We start from the raw sequence: 21,964 nt of genomic DNA, 5'->3' as shown, positions 1-21,964 counted from the left end.
CGCCCGGCTCCGCCCGGGTTCCCGTCTCGGCAACGTCCTGCCGACCGACCCTACGCTTCGTCGTGCGGACGCCCCCGGTTCCTGGCTCGACTCGGCCCACCCCCGTCAGGACAGCGGCTCAGTGGGACAGGAGTTGCTGGCCGCCATCGATGTCGTATGTCGCGCCCGTGAGCGCTTCGTTGCACATGATGTGTACGGCCAGAGCGGCGACGTCCTCGGGGCCGACGACGCGGCGGATGGGGAGTGTCGCACGCAGCTCCGCGCGTCGGGCTTCGAGCTGGTCGCCCAGCAATGAGGCGGACAGGGGCGTGTCGACGAATCCGGCGGCGATGAGGTTCACACGAATCGGAGCGAGCTCCAGCGCCAGGTTGGCGGTGAGAGCGGGAAGCGCCGCGGTCATCGCGGACGTGATGGTCATGCCGACGGCGGGACGGCGGCCGCCTGTGCCACCGATGAACAGCAGCGTGCCTCCGGGCCGGACCTTGTCGCGGCTGTGCAGGGCGATCCCGAGCGTCATGGCGAGGCGATCGCCGAAGTGGCGGCGGACCTCCGCGAGGTCCATGTCGGCCAAGGGCATGTATGCGGGGCCGCCGGCCGTGGAGAGCACGTGGTCGACCGTGCCGGGCAGCTCCTGGAAGAACTGCTTGAGCCTGTCGGTGTCGGTGGCGTCGAAGGCCGCGGTACTCACAGGCTCGATTTCCAGCGCGGCCCGCTCCAGCCGCTCGGGATTGCGTCCGACCATGATCACCTGGCCACCGGCGGCGCGCACACGCCGGGCGGTTTCGAGTCCCATACCTGCGCTGGCACCGATGACCACGACGGTCTGGTCGGCGAGGCTCTCGGCGATCGGCTTGCTGGGCGTCATCGGCCACCTCCGGTAGTTCAGTCGCGGCTACTGCTCAGCGTCGCCGAACCTCCGCTCCGCCCTGGTCGGCCCTGCCGTCGGCGGGCCGAGCCCAGCACCGACCTGCTCGCCGGCGTCCTCGGCCGGCACGCAGTCTCCGGCTCCCAGGGGCCCAGGACAGGTCGTTGACATACCGCGCCACAGCCCGTAGCCGCCCCTCTTCGAACGTATAGCGCCGGGGATTGCGTCACCACCCGAGGTGCCGCCGGGCCGGGTGTCCCAGGTGCGGAATGCCTGCTGCTTCGCCGCGCAGGTCAAGGGGAGACAGTGGCAGGGGGCGGGGTCCACCGACGGGCAGGCGGCACTGTGCCGGGGACGCCGTAGTCCTTCTTGAGCTGTTCGGGGATGGCGTAGTGCATGACACGTCCGCGGGTGAGGGAGGACAGCTCGAGGATCGTGGTGAGGTGGCCCAGGCGGTCCAGTGCCCACGCTCCGAGGGGTGAACGGTCCTCGATGGTCTCCAGTACGCCGAGGAGGTGTGGCACCGCCCTGACCACGGTGTCCCACGGCGTGCGGGGCACCTCGAGCCAGTCCGCGCAGGTGTCGCCGACGAGGTGGCGGATGAGCGCGGAGACGATCGGGTCGAAGAACGTCCCGGGCACGATCTCCTCGTAGAGGTCGATGAGCTGACGGGTCAGGTGAGCGCCCTCCTCCGAAGGCCCCATGTGCCGGATCATGTACAGGTCGAGGAAGTGGCGGGCCTCGTCCAGAGTCTTGGGCACGGCGTCCTGGTCGACGCCGAGCATGGCACCGACCACACGCCAGGCGTAGTAGTACGCATCCGCGCCTTCCGGCGACATATGGATGCCGAGACGGTGCAGGCTGTCGAGGACGAGCATGGAGAAGAACATCTGCCCGCCGATCATGTCCTCTTGGCAGATCGGCGTCCCGAGCGCAGCGGTGTCCCAGCGCTCTTCACGTTTCAGGTGGTGACGGATGGAGGCGTGCAGGAGACGGACCTTCTGGGCGGCGGGGATGAAGCGGCTGCCTGCCTCGAAGGCGTCGGGCTGCATCAGGTAGACGGTGAACTGGCCGGTCTCCGCCATCCGTTTGGAGGGGTACTTCAGTCCGTGGGTGGCCGACAGCAGCTTCGCCACATGGGGGACGACGTAGCAGGCGGGCATGGCGGCGAAGGACAGGGCGGTGGAGATGTGCACGTTGTTGTCGATGAAGAACAGCCGGGCCTTCTCCATCTCTCCCCAGTCCACCCAGGCCGGCGGGACGCTGGTTGCCTGGAGGTACTCCCGCGCGACGTCGGGCAGCCCGGGCGGCAGGGGGGCACCGGCGGTGGACACGTAGCGCATGAGGGAGTTGAACGTGCCCACCTCCCCGCGCTCGAAGAGGGTCGCGACGGTGGCGTCGGCGAGTTCGTCACCGGCCAGCCGCAGGGCATCCATCGAAGCCTCGGTGTACGTCATGGCAGAACTCCTCGTCATCAACGGGTCATTCACGACAGCCCGGCCGCGGCCGGTACGGACGACACGGGCTGGTGCAGCCCGGCGTCCAGTGATCAGGACAAGCGGACCGCCGCCGAATGCGCCAGCGCGGTCAGGGCGGCGGCGGCGTGCGCTGGCGCGTCCACCTCGTGCAGAGCGTCGAGGGCCTCCTCGACCCGCGCGCTGATCATGGCTTCGATACGGTCGGGGGTCTTGAGCCGACGCATCAGCTCGCGCACCGCGTCCAGCCCCTCCGCGTCCAGATCGTGTCTGCCCAGGACGGCGCGCAGCTGCTTCCGCTCGTCGTCGCCGGCGAGGCGCCAGGTCTCCGCCAGCAGGGCCGTGGGCCGGTGGCCGCGCACATCGTCGGCGTCGTCCTTGCCGGTGCGTTGCGGGTCTCCGAAGAGGCCGAGCAGATCGTCCCGCAGCTGGAACGCCTCGCCCAACGGCAGCCCGTACGCGGAATAGCCCCCGCGCAGCCTCTCACCGGCCCCCGCCAGGACGCCGCCGATCAACAGCGGCTGCTCGACGGTGTACTTGGCGGTCTTGTACCGGATCACCTTCAGCGACGACGCCATGTCCGGATCGGCCCCGGTACGCAGGATCTCCAGGCACTCGCCCGCGATCAGCTCCCGTGCCAGCAACGACCACAGCGGCCGGGCCCGTGCCAGATACGCGGCGGGCAGACCGCTGGTGGCGAACAACTGCCCGGCCAGCGACATCAGCAGGTCCCCCACCAGCATCGCCAGTGACCTGGCGGCCTCCACATCATCCGGACGCCGGCCCACAGCGCCGCGCAGCGCGATGTGTGCCGTGGGCCGGCCGTGCCGTAACGGACTGTCGTCGATGAGATCGTCGTGCACCACCGCTGCGGCATGCACCAGTTCCATGGAGGCCGCCGCCCGAACCAGCGCATCGCTGTCGGGCTGGCCCACCGCGCGCCAGCCCCAGTAGCAGAACGCCGCCCGCAGCCGCTTGCCGTCCTTGACCGCGGTCTCCAGCTGCTCCGCCACCGGGCCGAGGACCTCGTCGATCGCCCACAGCTGCTCGGCCTCCTGGGCGACGAAGTGGTGCAGCACCTCGTCGACACGGGCCTTGAAGGCTGCCGGCTCCCACCGGTCAGACATCATCGCCGGCCCGCCGGGCCAGGGCATGCCGGGCGAGAATCTCCAGGTGGGCCGGAGGGACAGCCGCGTACCGGTCCACGACCAGGCGCCCGCGCGCCACCAGATCGTGCTCGGCCTCCGCCGCCAGCTCCGCGGCGTCCGAACGGCGCAACAGCCCCCGCACCGTCCCCAGCGCCGAACCCACGGTGCTCACCGCCAGATCGGCCAGCCCGGCCGCCAGCAGCAACGCCTTCTCCTCCGGTCCCCCACGACGTCCCGCTCCATGCGTCATCCCATCCCCCACCCGCAGCACGACAGTGCGGCGCCGGTCGTGCGCCGTCCTTCCCAGCGTCCCGTCACGCCGGACCCGTGTGTGGAACAACTCACGATCGAGTGATCACATCGCTTGTCCGTGCGGACCGGCCACGACCGTCGCGGACCCGGCCACGACCATCGCGGTCCGCGGCTCCGCCGTGCACGGTGGCGGACCGGCTCCACGCGGCGCGGGTGCGCCCCTGCTCCTGACTCCTGACGCTGCCGGGAGCCGACCCCGAAAACGGGGCACAAGGGTGTTGTCGATCACCGCAACTGGACGCGCGGCGGGCTCCGGGACCAGGGTGGGGTGATGGACAACGACGACAATGCACCGGAGACGCCGGACGACGGGCTCGACCTGGCCTCGCTCTACCTGGAATCGGTGAAGGCCCGGATGGATCCGCAACAGTTCGCCACGCTGGAGGAGGCCGTGGACGAACTCGCGCACATGCTGTCCGACGGCCAGCCGGGCACGTTCGAGGCGGGCGGCCGGGACACGTTCACGCCCGATGTCCAGCGCGAGTTCCTCGCCGTCATGGCGATCCTGACGACCGGCCGTATGGACCACCACGTGGTGGAACTGCCCGGCCCCGACGGCAGTACGGGCTACGCGGTCGTCACCGCCGAGGTCGCGAACGATCCGGAGAAGCTCGCGGAGTTCCGCGCCGATCTCCACCGCCAGATCACCGAGCAGCAGGCGGTCGACGAGGAACTGGACGGCATCGCCCGCGCCAGCGGCCTGGACACCGGCGACTGACTCACCCAGCGGATGGAAGAGCCTCACCCGACGCACGGTGGCCTCGTCTCCCGCGTGAGCGGGGACCATGCGTCCTGTCGCGCGGCGCTCGCGAGACAACGCTCGGCTGGTAGGGCCCCTCCGCTCGCCGCGTACAAGGGTCGCAACCAAGCAGAGACAGAGTTCAAACGGCACCGGAGCGTTCGTGCACGCTCACTGCGAGCTCCCGCGTCCGCGACGCGTGATCCCGTCACATGGCCCGAGGCCGTGACAGCACGCGCCCGGCTGCGAACTCACGAACCGGAGCGCAGTCCCAGAGCGCTGTGCTCCACCACACCCGAGTACAGGTCGCCATTTCCCGAAGCCCGAGCAGTCAGCTCCACAAGTCCGGCCCTGAGGTCGGCAGCCGGCTCGCCCAGGACGATCGCGCTGATGACCAGCTCCAGCATCAGGCGGTCGGACTCATCGCCCCTGCTCCGATAGAGCTGCGCATCCGACTCCACCACAGCGGAGACCATGTGGATTCCACCGCCGGGCACAGGGGCGAAGGAGGCCTGGTAGATGCCGTACCCGGTCCAACTCCGGTGCACGAAGAGGACATCGCCTTCGGTGAAGACATTCCACTTCTCGTCCATGTCCCGGGCTCGATATCCGTGCCGGATGCGGTCCCAGTCCTGGTCGGTCCAGACACGGTCAGGCACTTGGGGCATCGGCCTGGGCGCACTGATGGGCTGGAGGCGTCGGAACGACTCTCGGGTGAGCGGGGCGTCGGCAGTCATGACGTGATCTTAGGGATGCACGGCACCGGCAGGACAGCGGTTTTGTCCCGGTGCGCGCTCCGGGACCGCCGCGGGTATTGATCACCTGGGAACCTCTCCGGAGAGGAATCCGCAGTTGCCATCCGGGTCCGGGTTCGTGTTGGACGTCCGGAACCTCGATGGCCCCGCCGCATGTACCGCGGCACCCCTCCCGGTCGAGCAGGCCGCGCTCAGGGAGACGCTTCGTAACAGGTGGCGATCGCGGCGGCACGGTTGCGCAGCGAGGTGCGCAACCACTGCGGGGCCAGGGCTTCAGCGTTCGTGGCGAGCTGCCACAGTGCCCATTCGGCGTGCCTCTCATCCTGGAAGGTCACCTCCAGTCGCAGTCGGCCGTCCGCGTCGACTTCCTCGGCCCGTACGGCCAGTGCGGTGCCCACCAGGTCCTCCCGCCGCGCCGGATCCACCCGCACCACGACGGTGACCTGGTCGCCGCCGGTGCGGAACTGCACGCTGCGCTCCTGCCAGGCCCGGTCGAGGTCGACCCGGTCTGCTCGCTGTGCGGGTTCGGGGAGTTCCTCGGCGGCCGACACCCGGGACAACCGGTAGGTGCGGTCCGCGCCGGACCTCGTGGCCAGCAGATAGCCCTGGTCGCGTACGGTGACCAGGCCTATCGGGTCCACCGTGCGCCACTTCGGTGTCTGGCCCGCGGCCGCGTAGCGGATGCGCAGCTTGTGTCCGGCGAGCACGGCGCGCCGGACCTCGGCCACTATGGTGTCGGGCACCTCCTCGGCGACCGAGCGGCGCGAGAGGAGGTCGGTCTCGGGGTCGATGAGCAATCGCTCGGCCACACCGGCCGCAGTGTCCCGATGGCTTTCGGGCAGGGCGTCAACCACCTTGAGCATGGCGGAAGCGAGTGCCGATCCGAGGCCGAACACCTGCGCGCCGCGACGTGATCCGGCGACCAGCAGGGCGAGCGCCTCGTCGTGGTTCAGTCCGGTGAGCTGTGTCTGGAAGCCGGGCAACAATGCGAATCCGCCGTACCGGCCGCGTTCGGCGTAGACCGGGACGCCGGCCGCGGACAGCGCCTCCATGTCGCGCAGCACGGTGCGGGTCGATACGTCCAGCTCCCGGGCGAGCGTGGTCGCGGACAGCCGACCGCGCTGGCGCAATAGCAGCACCAGCGATACCAGCCGGTTGGCGCGCATACAAAGACTCTAGCGGAATACATGACGTGCGATGTCGTGATTCGTTGGGAGGCTTTCACCGCGACGTCAAGGATGGGCGGCTGTCGAGCCGCTGGACGACGTACTTCTGACGCATCGAATGGAGCTGACGTGGCAATGGAACGAACGGCGGTCAACCCGGTGACGTGGTCGGCGGAGTTGGGATTCAACCAGGGCGAGGTCGTCTCCGGGCACACACGAACCCTGTACATCTCGGGCCAGACCGCGATGAGCGACGACGGCAATCCCCGGCACGACGGCGACATGGCGGCGCAGTTGGCGCTGAGCCTCGACAACCTGGAGGCAGTGCTCGGCGAAGCCGGCATGTCGCTCGCAAACCTCGTGCGGCTCAATGTCTGCACGACCGACGTCGATCTGCTCTTCCAGCACTATGGCGAGCTGGCGGGGCGGTTGGGCGCGGCCAGGGTGGCGCCGGCCACCACGATGCTCGGAGTAGCGCGGCTGGCGATCCCGACCCTGATGGTCGAGCTCGAAGGCACCGCCGTCGCGTGATGCGACCTCGCCGCCTCCGCTGCTTGCGCCGGCTTCCACCGGCGCAAGCAGCGGAGGCAGGGGGAGGCCTCGCGAACCTCTGCCGGGGCGCGCCGGTGGTCCTGCCGACGGACCTCAGTCCCCGGTGATGAGTTCGAACGCGCTGGGCAGGACCTGTGAGTGGATGCGGTTCCCGGTGCGGTAGGTGACCCGGCAGCCCTCGGCCTCGCCCGAGACCGGAGAAGCGACAGCCTCGGCCCGCACCAGGTAGTAGATCGGACTCTCCTCCCCGGGGGCGATACGTACCGGTTCCTTCGAGTAGTCCCGGGCCAGATCCGCGTCTTCGACGAAGGACGTGTCGTAAGCCGCCAGCGCAGTCCCGTGCGTGTCAGAGCGTCTGGCGGCCCTGACCTCGCCCGTCCTCCAGTGCCCCGGCGCGCCCAGCAGCTCCGCCTTCAGCACCTCGACCGGCAGGTCGGACGTGTTCCTGAGCGGGGGGCAAGCGAACCAGTAGCCCTTGCCGACCGTGGCGTGGTGGAAACCGACAATGCCTCCCCAGTCGCCCTCCAGCGCGTGCCCCCGTGCCATGGCAGCGGACGCACTCACTCCCAGACCCATCACCACCACCGCGGCCCCCGCCGCGATCAGCCGTACTCTCATCCCGCCCCCTGCCAACGTGCGTACGAGCCGGTGCCCGTGACCGGAGTGGATCACACCATGAACCCCTGGTCGAGCCTGCTTGAGCAGAATCAGAGATTGCCGGGCCACGTCCGGCAGAGCGGCCCGCACTTCCCCGTTTGCGGCGAGGGGGAGACCGGACGCATGGCGACCGGTGAAGGGCCTTGGCCTCGATGTGAGCGGAGCCCCGCGGGCGTATCCCAGAGGCGTCCCAGACGACGTTGGCGGGCACCGGTCACCACGCCCGGACCGCTGGGGAACCGTTCCACCTGATCCTGCGTGACCTCTTGTGGTGTTGTCGAGGCGATCTGAGGGGACCGGATGAAGGCGCGGGCAGTGGTGAGCGTGGCGGTATCGGCATGTGTGGCGCTGTTGGCGTGCGCGTGCGGTCCGGAGGGTTCGAAGGAGGACCCCGCCGCGAAGCCTTCTCAGCCATCCGCGTCCACGCCGGCGAAAACGCCGTCGGCCACGCCGTCCGCGCCGGACCGGACCGAGAAGCCGTCGGCCACCCCGACCGGCGACCAGCCCGCGCCCAGGACGAAGGAGGGCGCGATCCAGCGCTACGAGCAGTACCTCCACGCCCTCGGCCGCGAGGACATCGACACGGTCTGCGACGTGGCGGGGCCCGCCGCGAAGAAGGCGGAGGACCAAGGGCTCGGCCCGTGCACGTCGACGTACGCCACCGTCTTCCAGATGGTCTCGCCGGCGCAGAAGAAGGCCCTGCAAACCGCGACGGTCGATCCGCAGCGCGTCGCCGTGCGCACACCCGACAAGATCGAGATGCCGGTCGAATCGGTCAGGTCCTCGGCGACCTTCTCCGAGAGCGACCTCGGCAGCTACACCCTGGAGTACCTCAAGAACGACTGGTACATCACCGACTGACGGATCGTTTCGCGTCGTTCCAGGCACCGGGGCTGCGGTAGTGGTTCTTGTGCCCTGCGACGAGCACCTGGCGCGGTTCCGCACGATGCTGCGTGTTCGGCGGGAGATCCAACCGGTCGAGAAGAGCCAGTGCGGCGGCCGCATGCAGGCATTCGGCGAACACGTCACCGGCCCAGGAATGCGCCACTTGGCCGGCTGTGAGCAGCACGTCGGGCTTTTCGTCGCTCACCCACCCGTTGTGCACCTGGCTGACGCCCTGATCAGCCTTGCCAACGCCGCGCCGCCTCGACGGCCCGCCCCTCCATCCGGAAAGTATGACCACCCTGGTAAGGAACCGGACGTACCGGCCTGGGCCCGGTACGTCCGGAGACAACCGGGTGCGCGCCCGATCTCGGCACGGAAGCATTCCCGATTCCCGATTCCCGATTCCCGAGCGGAGCATGGTGACCGGCTCCCGAATGCGGGCCGATCAGGTTCTTTCGGCCCGACCAGGTAGCGGGCTCCCCTCACTCGTGGCACTCCTGGTGCATAGGTCTCGGTGGCACGTCGGCACGCTCGCCGTGAGCGCCGCACGGGGTGCATGCCTCGGGCCACGAGCTGATGCGTGCGCCCCGCTCAGAGAGGGATTCAGACATGTGCACGCGGATTCTGTGGAACACCAACAGCCACGCCGTTCTTGCCGGCCGGACGATGGACTGGCCGGAATCGACGGAACCGGTGCTGACCGTCTTCCCCCGAGGGCTCAAGCGCAACGGCGGCACGCTGGGGAGCACCACCGTCGTCGATGACAACCCTCTGTTGTGGACGAGCACGTTCGGCAGCCTCGTGACGACCCTCTACGGCGCCGGAACGGCCGACGGCCTCAACGAAGCCGGCCTCGCAGCGCACATGCTGTACCTGGACAGCACCGACCTCGGCCCCCGCGACCCCAGCAGGCCAGGTCTTCAGATCGCCCTGTGGATCCAGTACCTGTTGGACTGCGCTCGCACCGTGAATGAGGCCCTGGACCTGCTCGACACCTGCCAGTTGGTGCCGGTGGAGATGCACGGCTTCTCGGCCACGGTGCACGTGGCTCTGGAGGACGCGTCGGGAGATTCCGCGATCATCGAGTACATCGCGGGCCAACGACGGGTGCACCACGACCGCAGCTACACGATCATGACCAACGCGCCCGCCTATGACGAACAACTCCGCCTGCTGCAGGAGCAGGTGCACACGGTGCAGGGACTGGGGCACGACAAGCCCAGCAGTGAGATCCCGCTGCCGGGGAACGTCAACGCGGTCGACCGCTTCCAGCGTGCCGCCTACTTCAGCGCCCTGCTGCCCGAGCCGGCGGACGACCGACAGGCGGTCGCCGGCATCCTGGCCGTCACCCGTAACGCCTCGGTGCCCTTCGGTGCGCCGTATCGCGAGGGCAGGTTCCGGACCTACAACACCGAGTACCGCACCGTCTGCGACCTCACCAGCAAGCGGTACTTCTTCGAATTGACCACGAGTCCGAACCTCCTGTGGGCCGAGATCGAACGTTTCGACCTCTCGCCCGGCGCTCCCGTCATGACCCTGCATCCCGAGGGGATCGACCTCGTCGGGGACGTCTCGGACGGATTCACGCAATCGCCTGCGCCGTTCTGAGGGCCGGGAAACGGCGAGCCGCGGCCATCGGGGGTGCCTCGCGACAACGGAAGTGCACGGGTGCGTACGCCGCGCCATCGCCGGTACGCAGAAACCGAACCGCGTTCAGGACGGCGCGTCAGCCGTACGGGACCACGGCCACAGGGCACGGCGCGTGGTGCATGGCGGCGTGGGTCACCGGGCCGTTGTGGCCGAAGCGGCTGCCGCGGCGGCGACGGCCGAGGACGAGGAGTTCCGCTTCCTTGGCTGCCCGCAGAAGGCGAGGGGCAGGCCGCCCCTGTGACGCTGTCGCCGTGACGGTGAGGTCCGGGTATTGGTCATGCAGCTGCCGAGCTGCGGCGACCAGGGTCTTTTCCCGTTCGGCCTGCAACTCGCGACCACTGCGCTGCCCGGTGCCCACCCCGTAGAGACTGGGGGCGCTGTAGGCATGGATGAGGTGCAGGTCGGCGCCTCGCAACCGGGCCTCCTCGAAAGCGAACGCAACGACCTCGTCGCAGGGGTGGTCGAAGTCGATACCGACCACGACTTCGCGAGGGGATGCGGAAGCTGCGGAATCCTCGCCCTTCGCGTCGTGATGCCCGGCGCGTAGGAGGACGATGGGGCACTCGGCCCGGGCGATGACGTGCAAGGCGACCGAGCCCACGAGGTACCCGGCGAATCCGCTGATACCCCGGGTGCCGAGAACCAGGAGCGCCGACTGCTCCGATGCGTCATGGAGGGCCGTGACCGGAGGCAGGGAAACCAGCTGGTCGACGATGGAGACATCCGGGTGGAGAGCGCGCACGTGCTCCACGGCCTCAAGCAGGATCTGGTGGGCCCAGTCGCGCTGACTGGTGTCGGCCGGCACCGCGACCGTCGGATGCGGTGCCCACTCCCAGGCATGGACGATGTGGAGTGGCACATTGCGGAGCAGGGCCTCCTTCGCCGCCCACGTTGCGGCGGTGAGGCTCTCGGGAGATCCGTCGACTCCAGCAGTGACCGGTCGGGGCATGGTGCGCACCTCCTGTGCTGAGACACAAGCCCTCAGGAAGGCCCGCCGGACCGTTCGGGCGGGCCATCGTCTCGACGCGGGTACCTGTGTCGAGGGCACCCACAGAAGGCGGACTGCCGCGTGCGAAGGGGTGGTTGCCGCGTTCGGCGCTTCCGCGCAGACGGCAGCAGCGGATGGTGCCACCGCCCAGGTTGCCGCGAGCGGCCCCGCCAGCCGATTCGTGCGGTGCCACCTCCACGGGCCACGTCCACGACATGGGTCCCGTTGCGGCCTCACCACCTCTCCCGACCAGGTTCTCAAAGCTCAGGCCAGGCGGCATCCCGACTCACGGATCGATGGCCGGGCCGGCCTCGCTCCGGCGCCGCGAGGGCGAGGTCGCAGGAGGCTCCGTTCGTGGCGGGTCACACGGAGGCGGCGCCGGGCGCCGCCCGCATGGGTCATTCGGCAGTTCCCTCGAAGCGGCGGACAGCACCGGCGCGCCGTGTCTCCAGGAGACGCAGCCATACTTCGCTGATGGTCGGGAAAGCCGGCACGGCATGCCAGAGGCGCTCCACGGGAACCTCGCTCGTGATCGCGACCGTTGCCGAGAACAGCAGTTCCGCGACTCCGGCGCCGACGAAGGTCGCTCCCAGAACGTTGCCGCGATCCAGGTCCACGAGCAGGCGCGCTTTCCCCCGATATCCGTCAGCGTATTGAACGGCTCCCGCCACATGCCCGATGTCGTAGTCCACCATGTCGAATCGGCGCCCCGCGCGTTCTGCCTCGCGCGCGGTCAAGCCGACGCTTGCCACCTCTGGATCCGTGAAGACGACCTGTGGCACGGCCGCGCTGTCGGCGGTCGAGGCGTGCGCGCCCCACCTGGCGTCGTCCAGCCTGCCGCCCGCGGCGCGGACACCGATGATGGCGCCGGCGATTCGTGCCTGGTACTTGCTCTGATGGGTCATCAGAGCACGGTGGTTCACATCGCCGGCAGCGTAGAGCCACCCGCCGGCGACACCAGGCACCTGGAAGGTGTCATCCACCGCCAACCAGTCACCCGGGTTCAGTCCCACGGTCTCCATACCGATGTCGCCTGTGCGGGGCACACGACCAATGGCGACCAGGAGCTCGTCCGCGGTGAGATTCCCTCCGTCCGCCCATTCGATGTGCACCTCACGGCCGGTGCGGGTGACGCGAGAAACCGACGTGTCCTGCCGTATGTCGACGCCCGCCTCCCGCAGTCCGTCCGCGACCATTTCGCCGGCGAACGGTTCCATGCGGGTCAAGAGCCCTCTGGTGCCCCGTACCAGCATGGTCACCTGTGAGCCGAGCGCTTGCCACGCCGCGGCCATTTCGACGGCCACCACTCCCCCGCCGATCACGGCGAGGCGTTCCGGAACCTCCCGAGAGCTGGTCGCATTGCGGCTGGTCCAGGGACGGACGTCGCTGAGCCCCGGCAGGTCAGGCAGAGCCGAGTCGGTGCCGGTGCACACGGCCACGGCATGCCGGGCGGCGAGCCGGACGGTCTGTCCCTCAGCGGTCTGTACGGTGACCTGTCGCGGACCGTCCAGCCGGCCGAATCCACGGACGAGGTCGACGGACACGGAGTTCAGCCAGTCCACTTGATCGTCGTCCTGCCAGTAGTTCGCCAACTTGTCCCGGTGGGCCAAGGCGACCGCGACGTCCAAGGGACCGCTGACGGCCTCGCTCAGCGCTGGGACACGGCGGGCGTCGGCGCGGGCCGTCATCGGCCGGAGCAGGGCCTTGCTGGGTTCGCACGCCCAGAACGAGCATTCACCACCGAGGAGTTCACTCTCCACGATCACCGTGGAGAGCCCGGCGTCACTGGTGCGTTCCGCCAGATTCTCGCCGCACGGACCAGCGCCGAGAACGATCACGTCATACGTGCGCGGAGCTTCGCTCATCATGACCCCCATGACTCATCTGGTTCCGCATACGGCCGTGTCGGGGGGCACGTGAGTCATGGGAAGGCCGCTCTCGGGCCGGCCGCGGGTTGGGGAGGGGCGGGCATCAGATCCTCTGCGGATCCGGGTGGGCGGTTCCGAGCATCAGGCCACGAGGTCAGAAGCGTCACACCCGAAGCCCCACTCCCCTACTGTCCACCTTTTCGCACATGAGCGCATGTTGCTCCGGCGGTGATCGCCAGCGTCACGAGAGCAGATCGATCGTCTCTCCTGCCGGCCTCAGGAAGCTCCGCCATCTTTGAAGTGGCTGGTCAGCGGGGTGGCGCAACCTTGTAGCGGGTGCTCGTGGTGATGGTGGGCGCAATCGGTGGTGCGGATCGTCCGGCGGATCGGTTGTGTCGATGAGTTCACCGGCCTCGAAACGTCTACCCAGGGACACCACCGTTCTCGACAGGAGTGCCACGTCCAACCCGGTCATTCCGGTGGGGACACACAGTGCGGGGACGACCTTCCAGGGTGACGCCGGCTACTGGATGCTCCAGCGGTGCGGGTGGCCGGGATCCTCCGGGCAGAAGAAGACGTTGAGTTCGCCGAAACGACCTACGGTGACCTCGGTCGGGGTGGCGTGACGATACGTGCCCCCGTCCGTGTCCTCCAGCGGCTTCCAACTGCCGCTGCCGCCGTCCCACTCCGAGCTGTCGATGGTCAGGAGCAGGTGCATCGGTGCCGCGCAGGTCAGGCAGTCCATCGGGTACGGGTCCGTCGAGTGCCAGGAGGCGAAGCCGCCCACACGCCACCCGGGTGGGATGGACAGGTCGTACTGGTAGGCGACCGGATAGGCCACGTCGCCGCCCGACAGCAGCTCGGACGTCTCTCCGAGGGCTTCCTCCCATGCGTCGATCTGTGCACACAGTTCCTCGGGCAGGAGCCCCGCGAACGGGTACGTGACGACTTGCTCCGGGTGCAGCACACAAGGCTCGGGCAGGAAACTGTCGGAGCCGACGACCCATGGCTGCGGCGGCGTGGCGCGTACCTCACCGACATCGTCCGACTGACGCCACCGCACGTGCAGTTCCAGGTCCCACCGCCCCGGCCCGTGTGCGTCGAAGGGGCACCAGAACACCTGGAGCAGGTCGCACCCGTCCGGCCCCGTCGGCAGGTCGGGGGTGTCCCGCCGGTACAGCTGCGCGAGGCCGATCATCGGCAACGGGTCCGTCTCGTACACCCCGGGAATCCGGTGCTCCTGGCGCAACTCCTCCAGGAGTTGCCGTTCCTCGTCAGTAGGGCCCGCGATCTCCTCACGGGCCCACGCGGCAGCCAGAACCTGCCGCCACCGGTGAACATCGGCCGGCCGTCGACCACGCCCCCGGCCATGCGCCTCGCTGCACACCGGCCACGCCTCGTCCGCCGGCCACAGCATCGGACCACCAACGGAGCTGGCGGACAGATCCGGTGCGCCCGGCCGTGGATGCAGCCGTGTCGTCGTGCCTCTGTGGGCGGCCAGTTCCGGGAAGAGCGCTTCGACATCGAGCGGTCTCGGGGGCGTGGTCCTCGTCATGGACGTGACCCTAGAGGGTGTCCGCCGCGGGCGCTGAGCCCGGTTCGACCGGCCCGCGGGATACTCATGGGGGCGCCATGGCGGGCGTGGATGCGCGTGTTTCACTCCCGGGTCGGCGCCTTCTGGCGCGAGGTCGACGGCGGGGCCTTGATTTCCGAGCCGGCTGAGTCGCGTTCAGCGTGAACCGTTGCCTCCCCCGCGGCCGTCTGCGTCGCTGAGGCTGCGCGGCAGTGACCTGGAGAGAGTCTGCGGGTCCAGTTCGGCCGGGTCGGAATCGCTGACGCGGCCGTTCCCTGTTTGGCGAGGGTCGCCCCGGCCTTGCCGTCAGGACATGGCAGACGGCGTGGAGCGCGCGGGAGCGATCGACGTGGCCGCCTCCTCCCAAACGAAGCCGTCCGGGTCGGTGAAGGGGCCGGCGGTGCCACCGAGGACGATGCGGTGCGAGCCGCTGCCGTCGACGGCGACACCCAGGTCTTTGGCCAGGCCCCGGCGCTTGTACAACGCCAGCTTGACCGGGCTGGACTCGTCCGAGGCGAACTCGGTGTACTTGCCGCCGAAGCTCTTCGCCACGGTCAGGCCGCGGCCGACGTAGAACTGCTTGCTGGCCTTCACGTCCTCGACGCCGAGCAGAAGGACGAACTCGTCGATCTCGCGGGTGGCCGGGCCGGTGTCCTTCTTCGCCGAGGTCGCGACCTTCCAGGTCGTACCGTCCGGCGCCTGGACAACGCCGCCGTAGCCCCACAGCGACTTCGCAGCCGGCTTGAGTACCGTGGCGCCGGCGTCCAGGGCGGCGCCGAGGAAGCTGTCGACCGTGGCCGGCCCGGACACCGTGAGCGCCAGGGTGAAGCCGCGGAATCCGGTGGAGTGCGCCTCGGACGCCCGCAGACGTACGTGCGAATCCACGCCGAAGGCGGTGTGGAAGCGCTGGGCGGCCTCGAGGTCGGCCACCTCGAGGGTGACGGACGCGATGGACGTGGTCGATGCGTTGTTTTCCATGTCCATCACGCTATGGGCTGCTCGGCGGCCGGGGCTTCTCGATTCCTGACCGGTCTCGTCGCCTGCTTCGCCCAGTGCGTCGACACCCCTCCATCGCGACCGCAGGCTCCGCGTCAACGCCGTGCGCGCGGCGGCCGGTAGCCGTCCATACGGTCCCCTACCGTGGCCGCATGGACCAGCGCATCACCCTCGTCACCCTCGGCGTCCGCGACCTCGCCCGTGCCCGGCGCTTCTACGAGGCACTGGGCTGGCGCGGACAGGAGGTGGAGCAAACCGTCTTCTTCCAGGCCGGCGGCCTTGCCCTCGTCCTGTGGGACCGCGACCTCCTGGCGGCGGACTGCGGTCTGCCGTCCGGACCGTCGACGCCGGATGGCACGAACAGCGGCGGGTTCGGCGGCATCGCCCTTGCCCACAACGTCCGTTCGCGTGCCGAGGTGGACGAGCTGCTCGTCGCTGTGGAAGCGGCCGGCGGAGCCGTCACCAAGCCCGCCGCCGTCAACGCCATCGGGTTCTACTCCAGTGCCTTCACCGACCCGGACGGGCACGCCTGGGAGGTCGCTCACAACCCGGGCTTCCCCCTCGCCGCGGACGGATCGCTGACCCTGCCCGATTTCGGCGCCGACCCGGGCGGCGGGCCTCAGGAAGGAAGCGGCCCATGAGGTTCGAGGACGCGTATCGGCGGCACCGAGGGCCCGCAGCCGGGACACCTCCGCTCCTTTGTCGTCACCTGGGTACGGCAGCAGATCAAGATGGATGCGGTCCGGCCCACCGACCGCCAACCCATCAAGAGCCTTCATGGTCACGTGAACAGGTCGCCGTGCCAGGCAGGCGATCCCCTGACTCGCTCTGCAACGGCATCCGTACCGTCGCCGGCCAGAAGCAGCCGCAGGCAGAGAGTGCCTCTGCGCTCCGACGACAGGACGTGCTGAGGGTGTCCTGTACGTGGTGGCGGCAGAGGCACCACTCCGTCTGCTCGGTCACGACAGGATCTCGATGTACCCGTCCGTTCCGTGCACGCGGATCCGCTGTCCGTCCTTGATCAGCCGGGTGGCCCGCTCCACGCCCACGACGGCCGGCAGGCCGTACTCCCGGGCGATCACCGCACCATGGGTCATCAGGCCGCCCACCTCCGTCACGAGGCCCGCGATGCCGACGAACAGGGGCGACCAGCTGGGGTCCGTGAAGGTCGTGACCAGGATGTCGCCCGCTTCGAGATCGGCCTCCCTCATGTCGAGGATGACGCGGGCCCTCCCCTCGATGGTCCCGGCGGAAACGGGGAGGCCGATCAGGGCACCGGTCGGTACGTCGTCGCGCCGGTACGCCCCGGTGAGGGCCTCGCCGTCCGAGGTGAGCACTCGGGGCGGTGTGAGCGCGTGGTACGAACGGAACGCCTCCTTGCGCTGCTCGATGAGCCGGCCATCCACCTGGTTCGAGCGCGCGACGTCGTGGAGTTCCCGGAACGTGAGGTAGAAGATGTCCTCCTTCTCAGGAAGAACGTCGGCCTGCACAAGGCGCTCGGCCTCCGCCAACAGGGCCTGCTTGTAGACGAAGTAGCGGCTGATGATGCCGTACTTCGGGTACTCCCGGTACCCGATGAAGGTTCTGACCCGGTCGATCATCCGCTTGGTCTCGCCGGCCTTCTCGTCTCCGTCCGGCAGGGCCCGCAGCCGCGACAGCACGTCCTGCTCCTTCTTCTGCGCCTTCTCCCGGCCCTGCTCGAAGCGCCGCTCGGCGGCGCCCGGCTCGAAGTTCCTGACGTTGTCGAGAATCACGGGCACGAGCGTGGTGGGGCGCTCACGCCAGCGTGGCCTCGTGATGTCGATCTCGCCGACACAGCGGACGCCGTACCGGTCGAGGTAGGTCTCGATGGCGTCGCGTGCTTCGGCCCCACCCGCGAGCTTCGCCAACTCGTCCAGGAAAGCGTCGTCCTGGACATACTCGACGCCCTGGAGGAACGCCACCACATCCGACAACGGGCGGATCACGTCCGCGACGTCGAGCAGCGCCAGTCCCATCTCCGACGTGATGTTGTCGGGGGCGGACAGCGTCAGCGTGTCAGCCACGTTCTTCTCGCCCAGCCACTCCTGCAGCTTGTCGTTGAGCCACCACGTGGCCTCCATGCCCGCCATGATCACCTGAAGGCTCAGCGAATCGCTGAGGACCCGCTTGTGCTCTTCGAAGGCCTCCAGCAGGAAGTCGAACAGCTCCGGTCCGGACTTCGTCCGGATGTCGCGCTCCAGGGCGGCGATCGACTCCTGACTGCGTTCGATCAGCTCGGTGACGATGGCGGGATCGGTCTCGATCGGTGCGGGCGCACCGCTCGCGGGAGCACCACCGGCGGGCGGACCGCTTGCGGGCGGCCCGCCGGGACCCGTGTCCGGGAGCGACGGGACGAAATCGTCGCGGTCGAGGACGGTCTCCAGCGCGTCCCTGACCAGGGGATCGCCCTTCCCCAGGACGTCCAGGAGGCCGGCGCGGCTCGCGGGCGAGGCCAGTCGCCGGGTGACGTCGACGAACAGCCTCCCGCCGGCCTCGTGCATCGGCACCATGGCCGTCAGCTGCCACATGGAGTACCCCAGAGGCTTCATGGGGTCGGTCATCATCTGCCCGTGGCCGACGGAGACGTAGACGTGATTCTCCTGGTCGTCGGTCTCCGGAACGGGGAACAGCGTCGTGATCGGCCGGCTCTGAACGATCTGGAAGCCGTCGTCGACGAGGCACCATTCGATGTCCTGCGGACGGCCGAAGTGCGCTTCGATCCGTCGCCCGAGCTGCACGAGCCGCACGACCTGCGGATCCGTCAGCGCCGGTTGCTCCTGCCTCTGCGAGTCGAGCGTCACTTCCTGCGTGCCGCCGGCCGGCAGTGCCTGAATGGCACGCGCTTTGGCGGCGATCGCCTTGGCGACTACCTCGCCGTCTCGCACCGTGAAGACGTCGGGGTTCACCAGGCCGGATACCAGGGCCTCGCCGAGGCCGAAGCCGGCGTCCACGGTGGCGACCTTCCGGTTACCCGTGACAGGGTCCGCGGTGAACAGAATGCCGGACGCCTGTGGGAAGGCCATCTGCTGCACGACCACGGCCATATGGACCGTACGGTCGTCGATGCCGTTCCGCCGCCGGTAGGTCACGGCACGCTCGGTGAACAGCGAGGCCCAGCACCGGCTGATGTGCTGAAGGATCGCCTTCGGCCCCACGATGTTCAGGTATGTGTCCTGCTGGCCGGCAAAGGAAGCCGTCGGCAGGTCTTCCGCCGTCGCGCTCGACCGGACGGCGTACGCGGCCTGCTCACCGGACCGGGCGAGCGCGCGGGTGATCACTGCCGCGACATCGCCCGGGACGGCAATCCCTTCGATCGTCCGACGAATCTCCGCGCTGAGCGTGCGGATCGCCTCCCGGTCGTCCGGGTTCACGCGCGACAGCTGATCGAGCAGACCGCCGACCGATGGTGCGTCCGCCATGACCCGCCGGAAGGCGTCCGTCGTCACGCAGAAGCCGCCGGGCACGCGGATGCCTTCGATCCGTGAGAGCCCGCCCAGGTGCGCGCCCTTGCCGCCGACGAGCGCGACCTGTGTTTCGTCGACCTCGCGAAGATCCACGACGTACTGCTCCATCACTGCGATACCTCCGAGGCAGCCGTGCTCCGTTGTGCTGCGGTGGCCGGTCGAATCACCGGCGCCTCCCACTCTGTCGACCCTCTTGTCGTGCATGTCCTCATCCCTGCTTGCTTTCCTCTGACGAGTCGGCAGGCCGCCTTGCCCACTCGGGCGGCCGGCAGCCCCGCGCCCCGCGCGGAGCATCCGCTACGCAAACGCCGGTCCCACCGCTCGTTCGACGCCACCCCGTCCCTCATGCGCCACTGACAACCACCGCACGTCGTGCCCCCCGTTTCCGCATGTTGTGGCATCGGCCGATGATTCTGCGCCGTCACCCGGGCCTTGTGGCAAGCCCCCCATTGCGCTATAAGTTGAGAGTGGCAAGGAGAGGGCTCTCCTTGCCTTTGTTCATTTGCTGGCCGAAGCCGCGCGGTCGGTGACCCGGGTCGGGGCCGACGTGGTGGAGCCCGCTGTCCGTGGCACGTCGTGAATCGCCGGGACGGAACGACAACCGAAAGTCGGCACTGCTCGTGTCGGTGCTATGCGAGGCCCGGCGGCCGCACGCGATGCCTCACGAGGACCTCGGCCGTCCACGTTCCCGAAGAGTTCGACGAACAGAGCTACCGGTGATTTGGTACCGCCTCGAGCGCCCATCCCCTTGCTCCGACCGGTTGCGTCCGAACTCCACCACCACAGCCCTCCATGACTGTCGTATCAGCCCAACTCCCTGATGCCACAGCCGTGTTGGAATCGATTCATGGCCACCACCACCGATGGATCCAGGCGACCGGCCCATGCCGACTCCTCGCGTCGACTGCGCGACGAGATCGAACGGCTGCGCGACGAAGCCGAACAGCATAAGGTTCTCGCGCACCGCCGGGCGGACTTCTGGACGAAAGTCGACATCGCGCTGGGGTTCCCCGCGGCCCTGCTCGCGGGCATCGCCGGAGCCGCAGGGCTCGCCGCCGCCGACGCGCGCATGCCCGCCGCGTTGCTTGCCCTCACCTCCGCCGGTTGCGCGGCGGGCGCGGGTTTCCTGCGTGGCGACCGCAGACGGCTCGCCAACAAGCGTGCTCGGCGGGCCTGGGCCGCGACAGAAGGGATGGCCTGCGTGAAGCTGACGCAGGAACGCCTGGGTACTGAGGACCTCAGGGACCTCCTGGCAAGCCGTCAGGTGGCGCTGGGCGCCTACGACTCGGAAGACTCGCAGCCAGAGCCATAGCTGCGCACGGGAGGGCGCGATCACGCGTCGCGGCTGCGCAGTGCCGTCGGCGGTAGCACGCCCGGCCCATGGGCAGTCTGGCGCTCGACCAGACGGCGCGGGGCGGGCCCTGGACGGATCAAGAAGCGCATGCGGCGACGGAGTCACGGCGGAACAACCTCGCGGCGGGGGCGGCAGAGTGCGCTCCGGCGGTGGCGCGTTGGGCTGCTGAGCCGTCCTGGAGGTGCCTGCCCACAGGAGCGCTGTCGGTCGGCGTGTGCGGATGCCGTTCCGCCGCCCATTCGCGATGCTCTGGTTATCGATGGTTTGATTGCTTTGTCAGACTTAATCGGGTATCTGCACCTCACGCTGGGTGACATGTTCTCCGATGAAGGACGGGCGACCGGGCGATCGGCCATGAGTTCGATCAAGTCGGCCAAGAGGTGACCGCGGGCCCCTGGCGCAGGCAGTGCAAACCGTCGCGCCTCATGTAGCCGGTCTTCACGACGTCAGGACTCTCCATGGCACCGACAGGCAGCAGACGTACAGCGGGCCCGGACACCGCGGCCGGGAAGCGACAACCCACGACCGCTCCCCCGGGCTCCGGCAGCTACGGACAGGATCTGTTCGAACCGGAGCACCCCGAGGAAGCCGAACGCATCGACGCGGCCGCGCTGGTCTACGACCCCTTCACCACACGCCGCCTGCGCGCTCTGGGCGTGGGGCCGGACAGCCGCTGCCTGGATGTGGGGGCCGGGACCGGGACACTGGTCCGCTGGCTGCTGGACGAGGCCGGCGCCGCGGAGGTGGTCGCCCTGGACCGGGACACCAGCGGCCTGGCCGCCCTGGCGGGCCCGCGGGTACGGCTGGTCGATGCCGACCTCAGGGACGAGAGCCTGGACCTGGGCGGCTTCGACCTGATCCACGCGCGCTTCGTCCTCATGCATCTGCCCGAGCGGCGCCGTCTCGTCTCACGGCTTGCCGGGTGGCTGAACCCGGGCGGCTGGCTCGTACTCGGTGACGCCGTGGAGATGCCGAACCCCCTGGACGCGTCCTCGGCCTACCGGAGGACCATGGACGCCATGTGGGAGGCGCTGCGGTCGACCATCGGCGCCGACACGTCCTCGGTCCCGGCATACCCGCACTTCCTGCGGGAGGAGGGCCTCCAGCAGGTCGCGGCGGAGCTCTTCTGCCCGCCGCTGGTCCCAGGAGGCCCGCTGGCCCGTTTCTGGTCCGAGACGTGGGACCGGATGAGGCCCGCGCTGGAGGAGACCGGGAGGGTGGACTCCTCCGTCATCGACGACGCCCTCGCCTACCTGGCCTCACCCGAAGCCGCCGAACTCGGGCCCGGCATGGTGACGGCCTGGGGTCAGCGGCCCTGAGCCACGGGTGCCGAAGGTGCCGTGCCGGACGGCGTCGCCAGGGGGTCGGCGGGTAGCCAGTCCTTCGCGGCCGGCCCGGGCCCTGCCACGGCACGGTCTCACGCGCCGCACGCCAGATGTCGAGTGCTGAGAGCAGCCGGTTGCTCGCCGTGGGTGCCGATCAGGTGCGCGCAGGCG

General features: G+C 69.2%; 20 protein-coding genes and 1 pseudogene. 7 read left to right on the top strand and 14 right to left on the bottom strand.

What is annotated here, in order from left to right; translation table 11 throughout:
• Positions 1 to 118: 118 nt before the first annotated feature.
• The 4 genes from OHA05_RS35140 to OHA05_RS35125 all read right to left on the bottom strand — a co-directional run bounded on the left by OHA05_RS35140 (position 119) and on the right by OHA05_RS35125 (position 3,738).
• A complete protein-coding gene (locus OHA05_RS35140; RefSeq protein ID WP_313942178.1) occupies positions 119 to 865 on the bottom strand; it encodes an SDR family oxidoreductase in 747 nt (248 codons plus the stop codon).
• A 293-nt stretch (positions 866 to 1,158) separates the two neighbouring features.
• Positions 1,159 to 2,322, bottom strand: a complete 1,164-nt coding sequence (locus OHA05_RS35135) for an oxygenase MpaB family protein (RefSeq protein ID WP_328862825.1) — start codon at positions 2,320 to 2,322, stop codon at positions 1,159 to 1,161.
• A 92-nt stretch (positions 2,323 to 2,414) separates the two neighbouring features.
• Positions 2,415 to 3,470 (bottom strand): polyprenyl synthetase family protein, encoded by a 1,056-nt coding sequence (locus OHA05_RS35130; RefSeq protein WP_313942180.1) that lies wholly within the window; start codon positions 3,468 to 3,470, stop codon positions 2,415 to 2,417.
• Entirely contained in the window at positions 3,460 to 3,738 is a 279-nt protein-coding gene (locus OHA05_RS35125; RefSeq protein WP_313942181.1) for a polyprenyl synthetase, read from the bottom strand. Before OHA05_RS35125 ends, OHA05_RS35130 begins: the two co-directional genes overlap by 11 nt.
• 333 nt (positions 3,739 to 4,071) lie before the next feature.
• Between OHA05_RS35125 and OHA05_RS35120 the strand changes: the two genes are divergently transcribed.
• On the top strand, positions 4,072 to 4,518 hold the full coding sequence (locus tag OHA05_RS35120) for a hypothetical protein (RefSeq protein WP_313942182.1): 447 nt from the start codon (positions 4,072 to 4,074) through the stop codon (positions 4,516 to 4,518).
• Between the two features lie 272 nt (positions 4,519 to 4,790).
• On the opposite strand, the gene OHA05_RS35115 is transcribed toward OHA05_RS35120, so the two are convergent.
• Both OHA05_RS35115 and OHA05_RS35110 read right to left on the bottom strand, forming a co-directional pair.
• On the bottom strand, positions 4,791 to 5,276 hold the full coding sequence (locus OHA05_RS35115) for a hypothetical protein (RefSeq protein ID WP_328862824.1): 486 nt from the start codon (positions 5,274 to 5,276) through the stop codon (positions 4,791 to 4,793).
• A 209-nt stretch (positions 5,277 to 5,485) separates the two neighbouring features.
• A complete protein-coding gene (locus OHA05_RS35110) occupies positions 5,486 to 6,460 on the bottom strand; it encodes a helix-turn-helix transcriptional regulator (protein WP_328862823.1) in 975 nt (324 codons plus the stop codon).
• Positions 6,461 to 6,595: 135 nt separating this feature from the next.
• Between OHA05_RS35110 and OHA05_RS35105 the strand changes: the two genes are divergently transcribed.
• Positions 6,596 to 6,991: a RidA family protein gene (locus tag OHA05_RS35105; protein ID WP_328863517.1), complete on the top strand. Its 396-nt coding sequence runs from the start codon at positions 6,596 to 6,598 to the stop codon at positions 6,989 to 6,991.
• A gap of 114 nt (positions 6,992 to 7,105) precedes the next feature.
• On the opposite strand, the gene OHA05_RS35100 is transcribed toward OHA05_RS35105, so the two are convergent.
• Positions 7,106 to 7,630, bottom strand: coding sequence for a hypothetical protein (locus tag OHA05_RS35100; protein ID WP_328862822.1), 525 nt, complete (start codon positions 7,628 to 7,630; stop codon positions 7,106 to 7,108).
• Between the two features lie 339 nt (positions 7,631 to 7,969).
• Between OHA05_RS35100 and OHA05_RS35095 the strand changes: the two genes are divergently transcribed.
• A complete protein-coding gene (locus OHA05_RS35095) occupies positions 7,970 to 8,530 on the top strand; it encodes a hypothetical protein (protein WP_328862821.1) in 561 nt (186 codons plus the stop codon).
• Here OHA05_RS35095 and OHA05_RS35090 read toward each other — a convergent pair.
• Positions 8,520 to 8,759: a hypothetical protein gene (locus OHA05_RS35090; RefSeq protein ID WP_328862820.1), complete on the bottom strand. Its 240-nt coding sequence runs from the start codon at positions 8,757 to 8,759 to the stop codon at positions 8,520 to 8,522. The genes OHA05_RS35095 and OHA05_RS35090 overlap by 11 nt on opposite strands.
• Positions 8,760 to 9,163: 404 nt before the next feature.
• Here OHA05_RS35090 and OHA05_RS35085 point away from each other — a divergent pair, with 404 nt between their 5' ends.
• Positions 9,164 to 10,162 (top strand): linear amide C-N hydrolase, encoded by a 999-nt coding sequence (locus tag OHA05_RS35085; protein ID WP_328862819.1) that lies wholly within the window; start codon positions 9,164 to 9,166, stop codon positions 10,160 to 10,162.
• 118 nt (positions 10,163 to 10,280) lie between these two features.
• Here the strand turns inward: OHA05_RS35085 and OHA05_RS35080 are convergent, their stop codons facing one another.
• The 4 genes from OHA05_RS35080 to OHA05_RS35065 form a co-directional block, all read right to left on the bottom strand.
• Positions 10,281 to 11,153, bottom strand: coding sequence for a universal stress protein (locus OHA05_RS35080; protein ID WP_328862818.1), 873 nt, complete (start codon positions 11,151 to 11,153; stop codon positions 10,281 to 10,283).
• Positions 11,154 to 11,590: 437 nt separating this feature from the next.
• The gene (locus OHA05_RS35075) at positions 11,591 to 13,057 is read right to left on the bottom strand and encodes a dihydrolipoyl dehydrogenase family protein (protein ID WP_328862817.1); all 1,467 of its coding nucleotides are present in this window, start codon (positions 13,055 to 13,057) and stop codon (positions 11,591 to 11,593) included.
• A gap of 526 nt (positions 13,058 to 13,583) precedes the next feature.
• Positions 13,584 to 14,615, bottom strand: a complete 1,032-nt coding sequence (locus tag OHA05_RS35070; protein WP_328862816.1) for a hypothetical protein — start codon at positions 14,613 to 14,615, stop codon at positions 13,584 to 13,586.
• A gap of 324 nt (positions 14,616 to 14,939) precedes the next feature.
• Complete coding sequence (locus tag OHA05_RS35065; protein ID WP_328862815.1) at positions 14,940 to 15,611, bottom strand: glyoxalase; 672 nt, start codon at positions 15,609 to 15,611, stop codon at positions 14,940 to 14,942.
• 170 nt (positions 15,612 to 15,781) lie between these two features.
• Here OHA05_RS35065 and OHA05_RS35060 point away from each other — a divergent pair, with 170 nt between their 5' ends.
• Positions 15,782 to 16,270 carry a VOC family protein gene (locus OHA05_RS35060; RefSeq protein WP_313942192.1) on the top strand — a complete coding sequence of 163 codons (489 nt, stop codon included), beginning with the start codon at positions 15,782 to 15,784 and terminating at the stop codon, positions 16,268 to 16,270.
• 15 nt (positions 16,271 to 16,285) lie between these two features.
• Here the strand turns inward: OHA05_RS35060 and OHA05_RS35055 are convergent.
• A pseudogene (locus OHA05_RS35055) lies at positions 16,286 to 16,375 on the bottom strand (VOC family protein); the annotation flags it as partial.
• Between the two features lie 213 nt (positions 16,376 to 16,588).
• Entirely contained in the window at positions 16,589 to 19,222 is a 2,634-nt protein-coding gene (gene rph, locus OHA05_RS35050) for a rifamycin-inactivating phosphotransferase (RefSeq protein WP_443043814.1), read from the bottom strand.
• A 739-nt stretch (positions 19,223 to 19,961) separates the two neighbouring features.
• Here rph and OHA05_RS35045 point away from each other — a divergent pair.
• Together OHA05_RS35045 and OHA05_RS35040 are read left to right on the top strand one after the other, a co-directional pair.
• Complete coding sequence (locus OHA05_RS35045; protein ID WP_328862814.1) at positions 19,962 to 20,426, top strand: hypothetical protein; 465 nt, start codon at positions 19,962 to 19,964, stop codon at positions 20,424 to 20,426.
• A gap of 500 nt (positions 20,427 to 20,926) precedes the next feature.
• On the top strand, positions 20,927 to 21,787 hold the full coding sequence (locus tag OHA05_RS35040) for a class I SAM-dependent methyltransferase (protein ID WP_328862813.1): 861 nt from the start codon (positions 20,927 to 20,929) through the stop codon (positions 21,785 to 21,787).
• Positions 21,788 to 21,964 lie beyond the last annotated feature (177 nt).

Source organism: Streptomyces sp. NBC_00306 (genome assembly GCF_036169555.1).
GTDB classification, from domain to species: Bacteria; Actinomycetota; Actinomycetes; order Streptomycetales; family Streptomycetaceae; genus Streptomyces; species Streptomyces achmelvichensis.
Note: the sequence above shows the minus strand (reverse complement) of the source record. Positions and strands in the feature narration are given on the sequence as shown.

Bases quoted from the DNA above. Each gene is read 5' to 3' on its own strand.
- OHA05_RS35060 (WP_313942192.1), top strand. From the start codon at position 15,782: ATGGACCAGCGCATCACCCTCGTCACCCTCGGCGTCCGCGACCTCGCC.
- OHA05_RS35040 (WP_328862813.1), top strand. From the start codon at position 20,927: ATGGCACCGACAGGCAGCAGACGTACAGCGGGCCCGGACACCGCGGCC.
- OHA05_RS35130 (WP_313942180.1), bottom strand. From the start codon at position 3,470: ATGATGTCTGACCGGTGGGAGCCGGCAGCCTTCAAGGCCCGTGTCGAC.
- OHA05_RS35115 (WP_328862824.1), bottom strand. From the start codon at position 5,276: ATGACTGCCGACGCCCCGCTCACCCGAGAGTCGTTCCGACGCCTCCAG.
- OHA05_RS35100 (WP_328862822.1), bottom strand. From the start codon at position 7,630: ATGAGAGTACGGCTGATCGCGGCGGGGGCCGCGGTGGTGGTGATGGGT.
- rph (WP_443043814.1), bottom strand. From the start codon at position 19,222: ATGGAGCAGTACGTCGTGGATCTTCGCGAGGTCGACGAAACACAGGTC.
- OHA05_RS35140 (WP_313942178.1), bottom strand. From the start codon at position 865: ATGACGCCCAGCAAGCCGATCGCCGAGAGCCTCGCCGACCAGACCGTC.
- OHA05_RS35095 (WP_328862821.1), top strand. From the start codon at position 7,970: ATGAAGGCGCGGGCAGTGGTGAGCGTGGCGGTATCGGCATGTGTGGCG.
- OHA05_RS35085 (WP_328862819.1), top strand. From the start codon at position 9,164: ATGTGCACGCGGATTCTGTGGAACACCAACAGCCACGCCGTTCTTGCC.
- OHA05_RS35120 (WP_313942182.1), top strand. From the start codon at position 4,072: ATGGACAACGACGACAATGCACCGGAGACGCCGGACGACGGGCTCGAC.
- OHA05_RS35075 (WP_328862817.1), bottom strand. From the start codon at position 13,057: ATGAGCGAAGCTCCGCGCACGTATGACGTGATCGTTCTCGGCGCTGGT.
- OHA05_RS35080 (WP_328862818.1), bottom strand. From the start codon at position 11,153: ATGCCCCGACCGGTCACTGCTGGAGTCGACGGATCTCCCGAGAGCCTC.
- OHA05_RS35070 (WP_328862816.1), bottom strand. From the start codon at position 14,615: ATGACGAGGACCACGCCCCCGAGACCGCTCGATGTCGAAGCGCTCTTC.
- OHA05_RS35045 (WP_328862814.1), top strand. From the start codon at position 19,962: ATGGCCACCACCACCGATGGATCCAGGCGACCGGCCCATGCCGACTCC.
- OHA05_RS35125 (WP_313942181.1), bottom strand. From the start codon at position 3,738: ATGACGCATGGAGCGGGACGTCGTGGGGGACCGGAGGAGAAGGCGTTG.
- OHA05_RS35110 (WP_328862823.1), bottom strand. From the start codon at position 6,460: ATGCGCGCCAACCGGCTGGTATCGCTGGTGCTGCTATTGCGCCAGCGC.
- OHA05_RS35065 (WP_328862815.1), bottom strand. From the start codon at position 15,611: ATGGAAAACAACGCATCGACCACGTCCATCGCGTCCGTCACCCTCGAG.
- OHA05_RS35105 (WP_328863517.1), top strand. From the start codon at position 6,596: ATGGAACGAACGGCGGTCAACCCGGTGACGTGGTCGGCGGAGTTGGGA.
- OHA05_RS35135 (WP_328862825.1), bottom strand. From the start codon at position 2,322: ATGACGTACACCGAGGCTTCGATGGATGCCCTGCGGCTGGCCGGTGAC.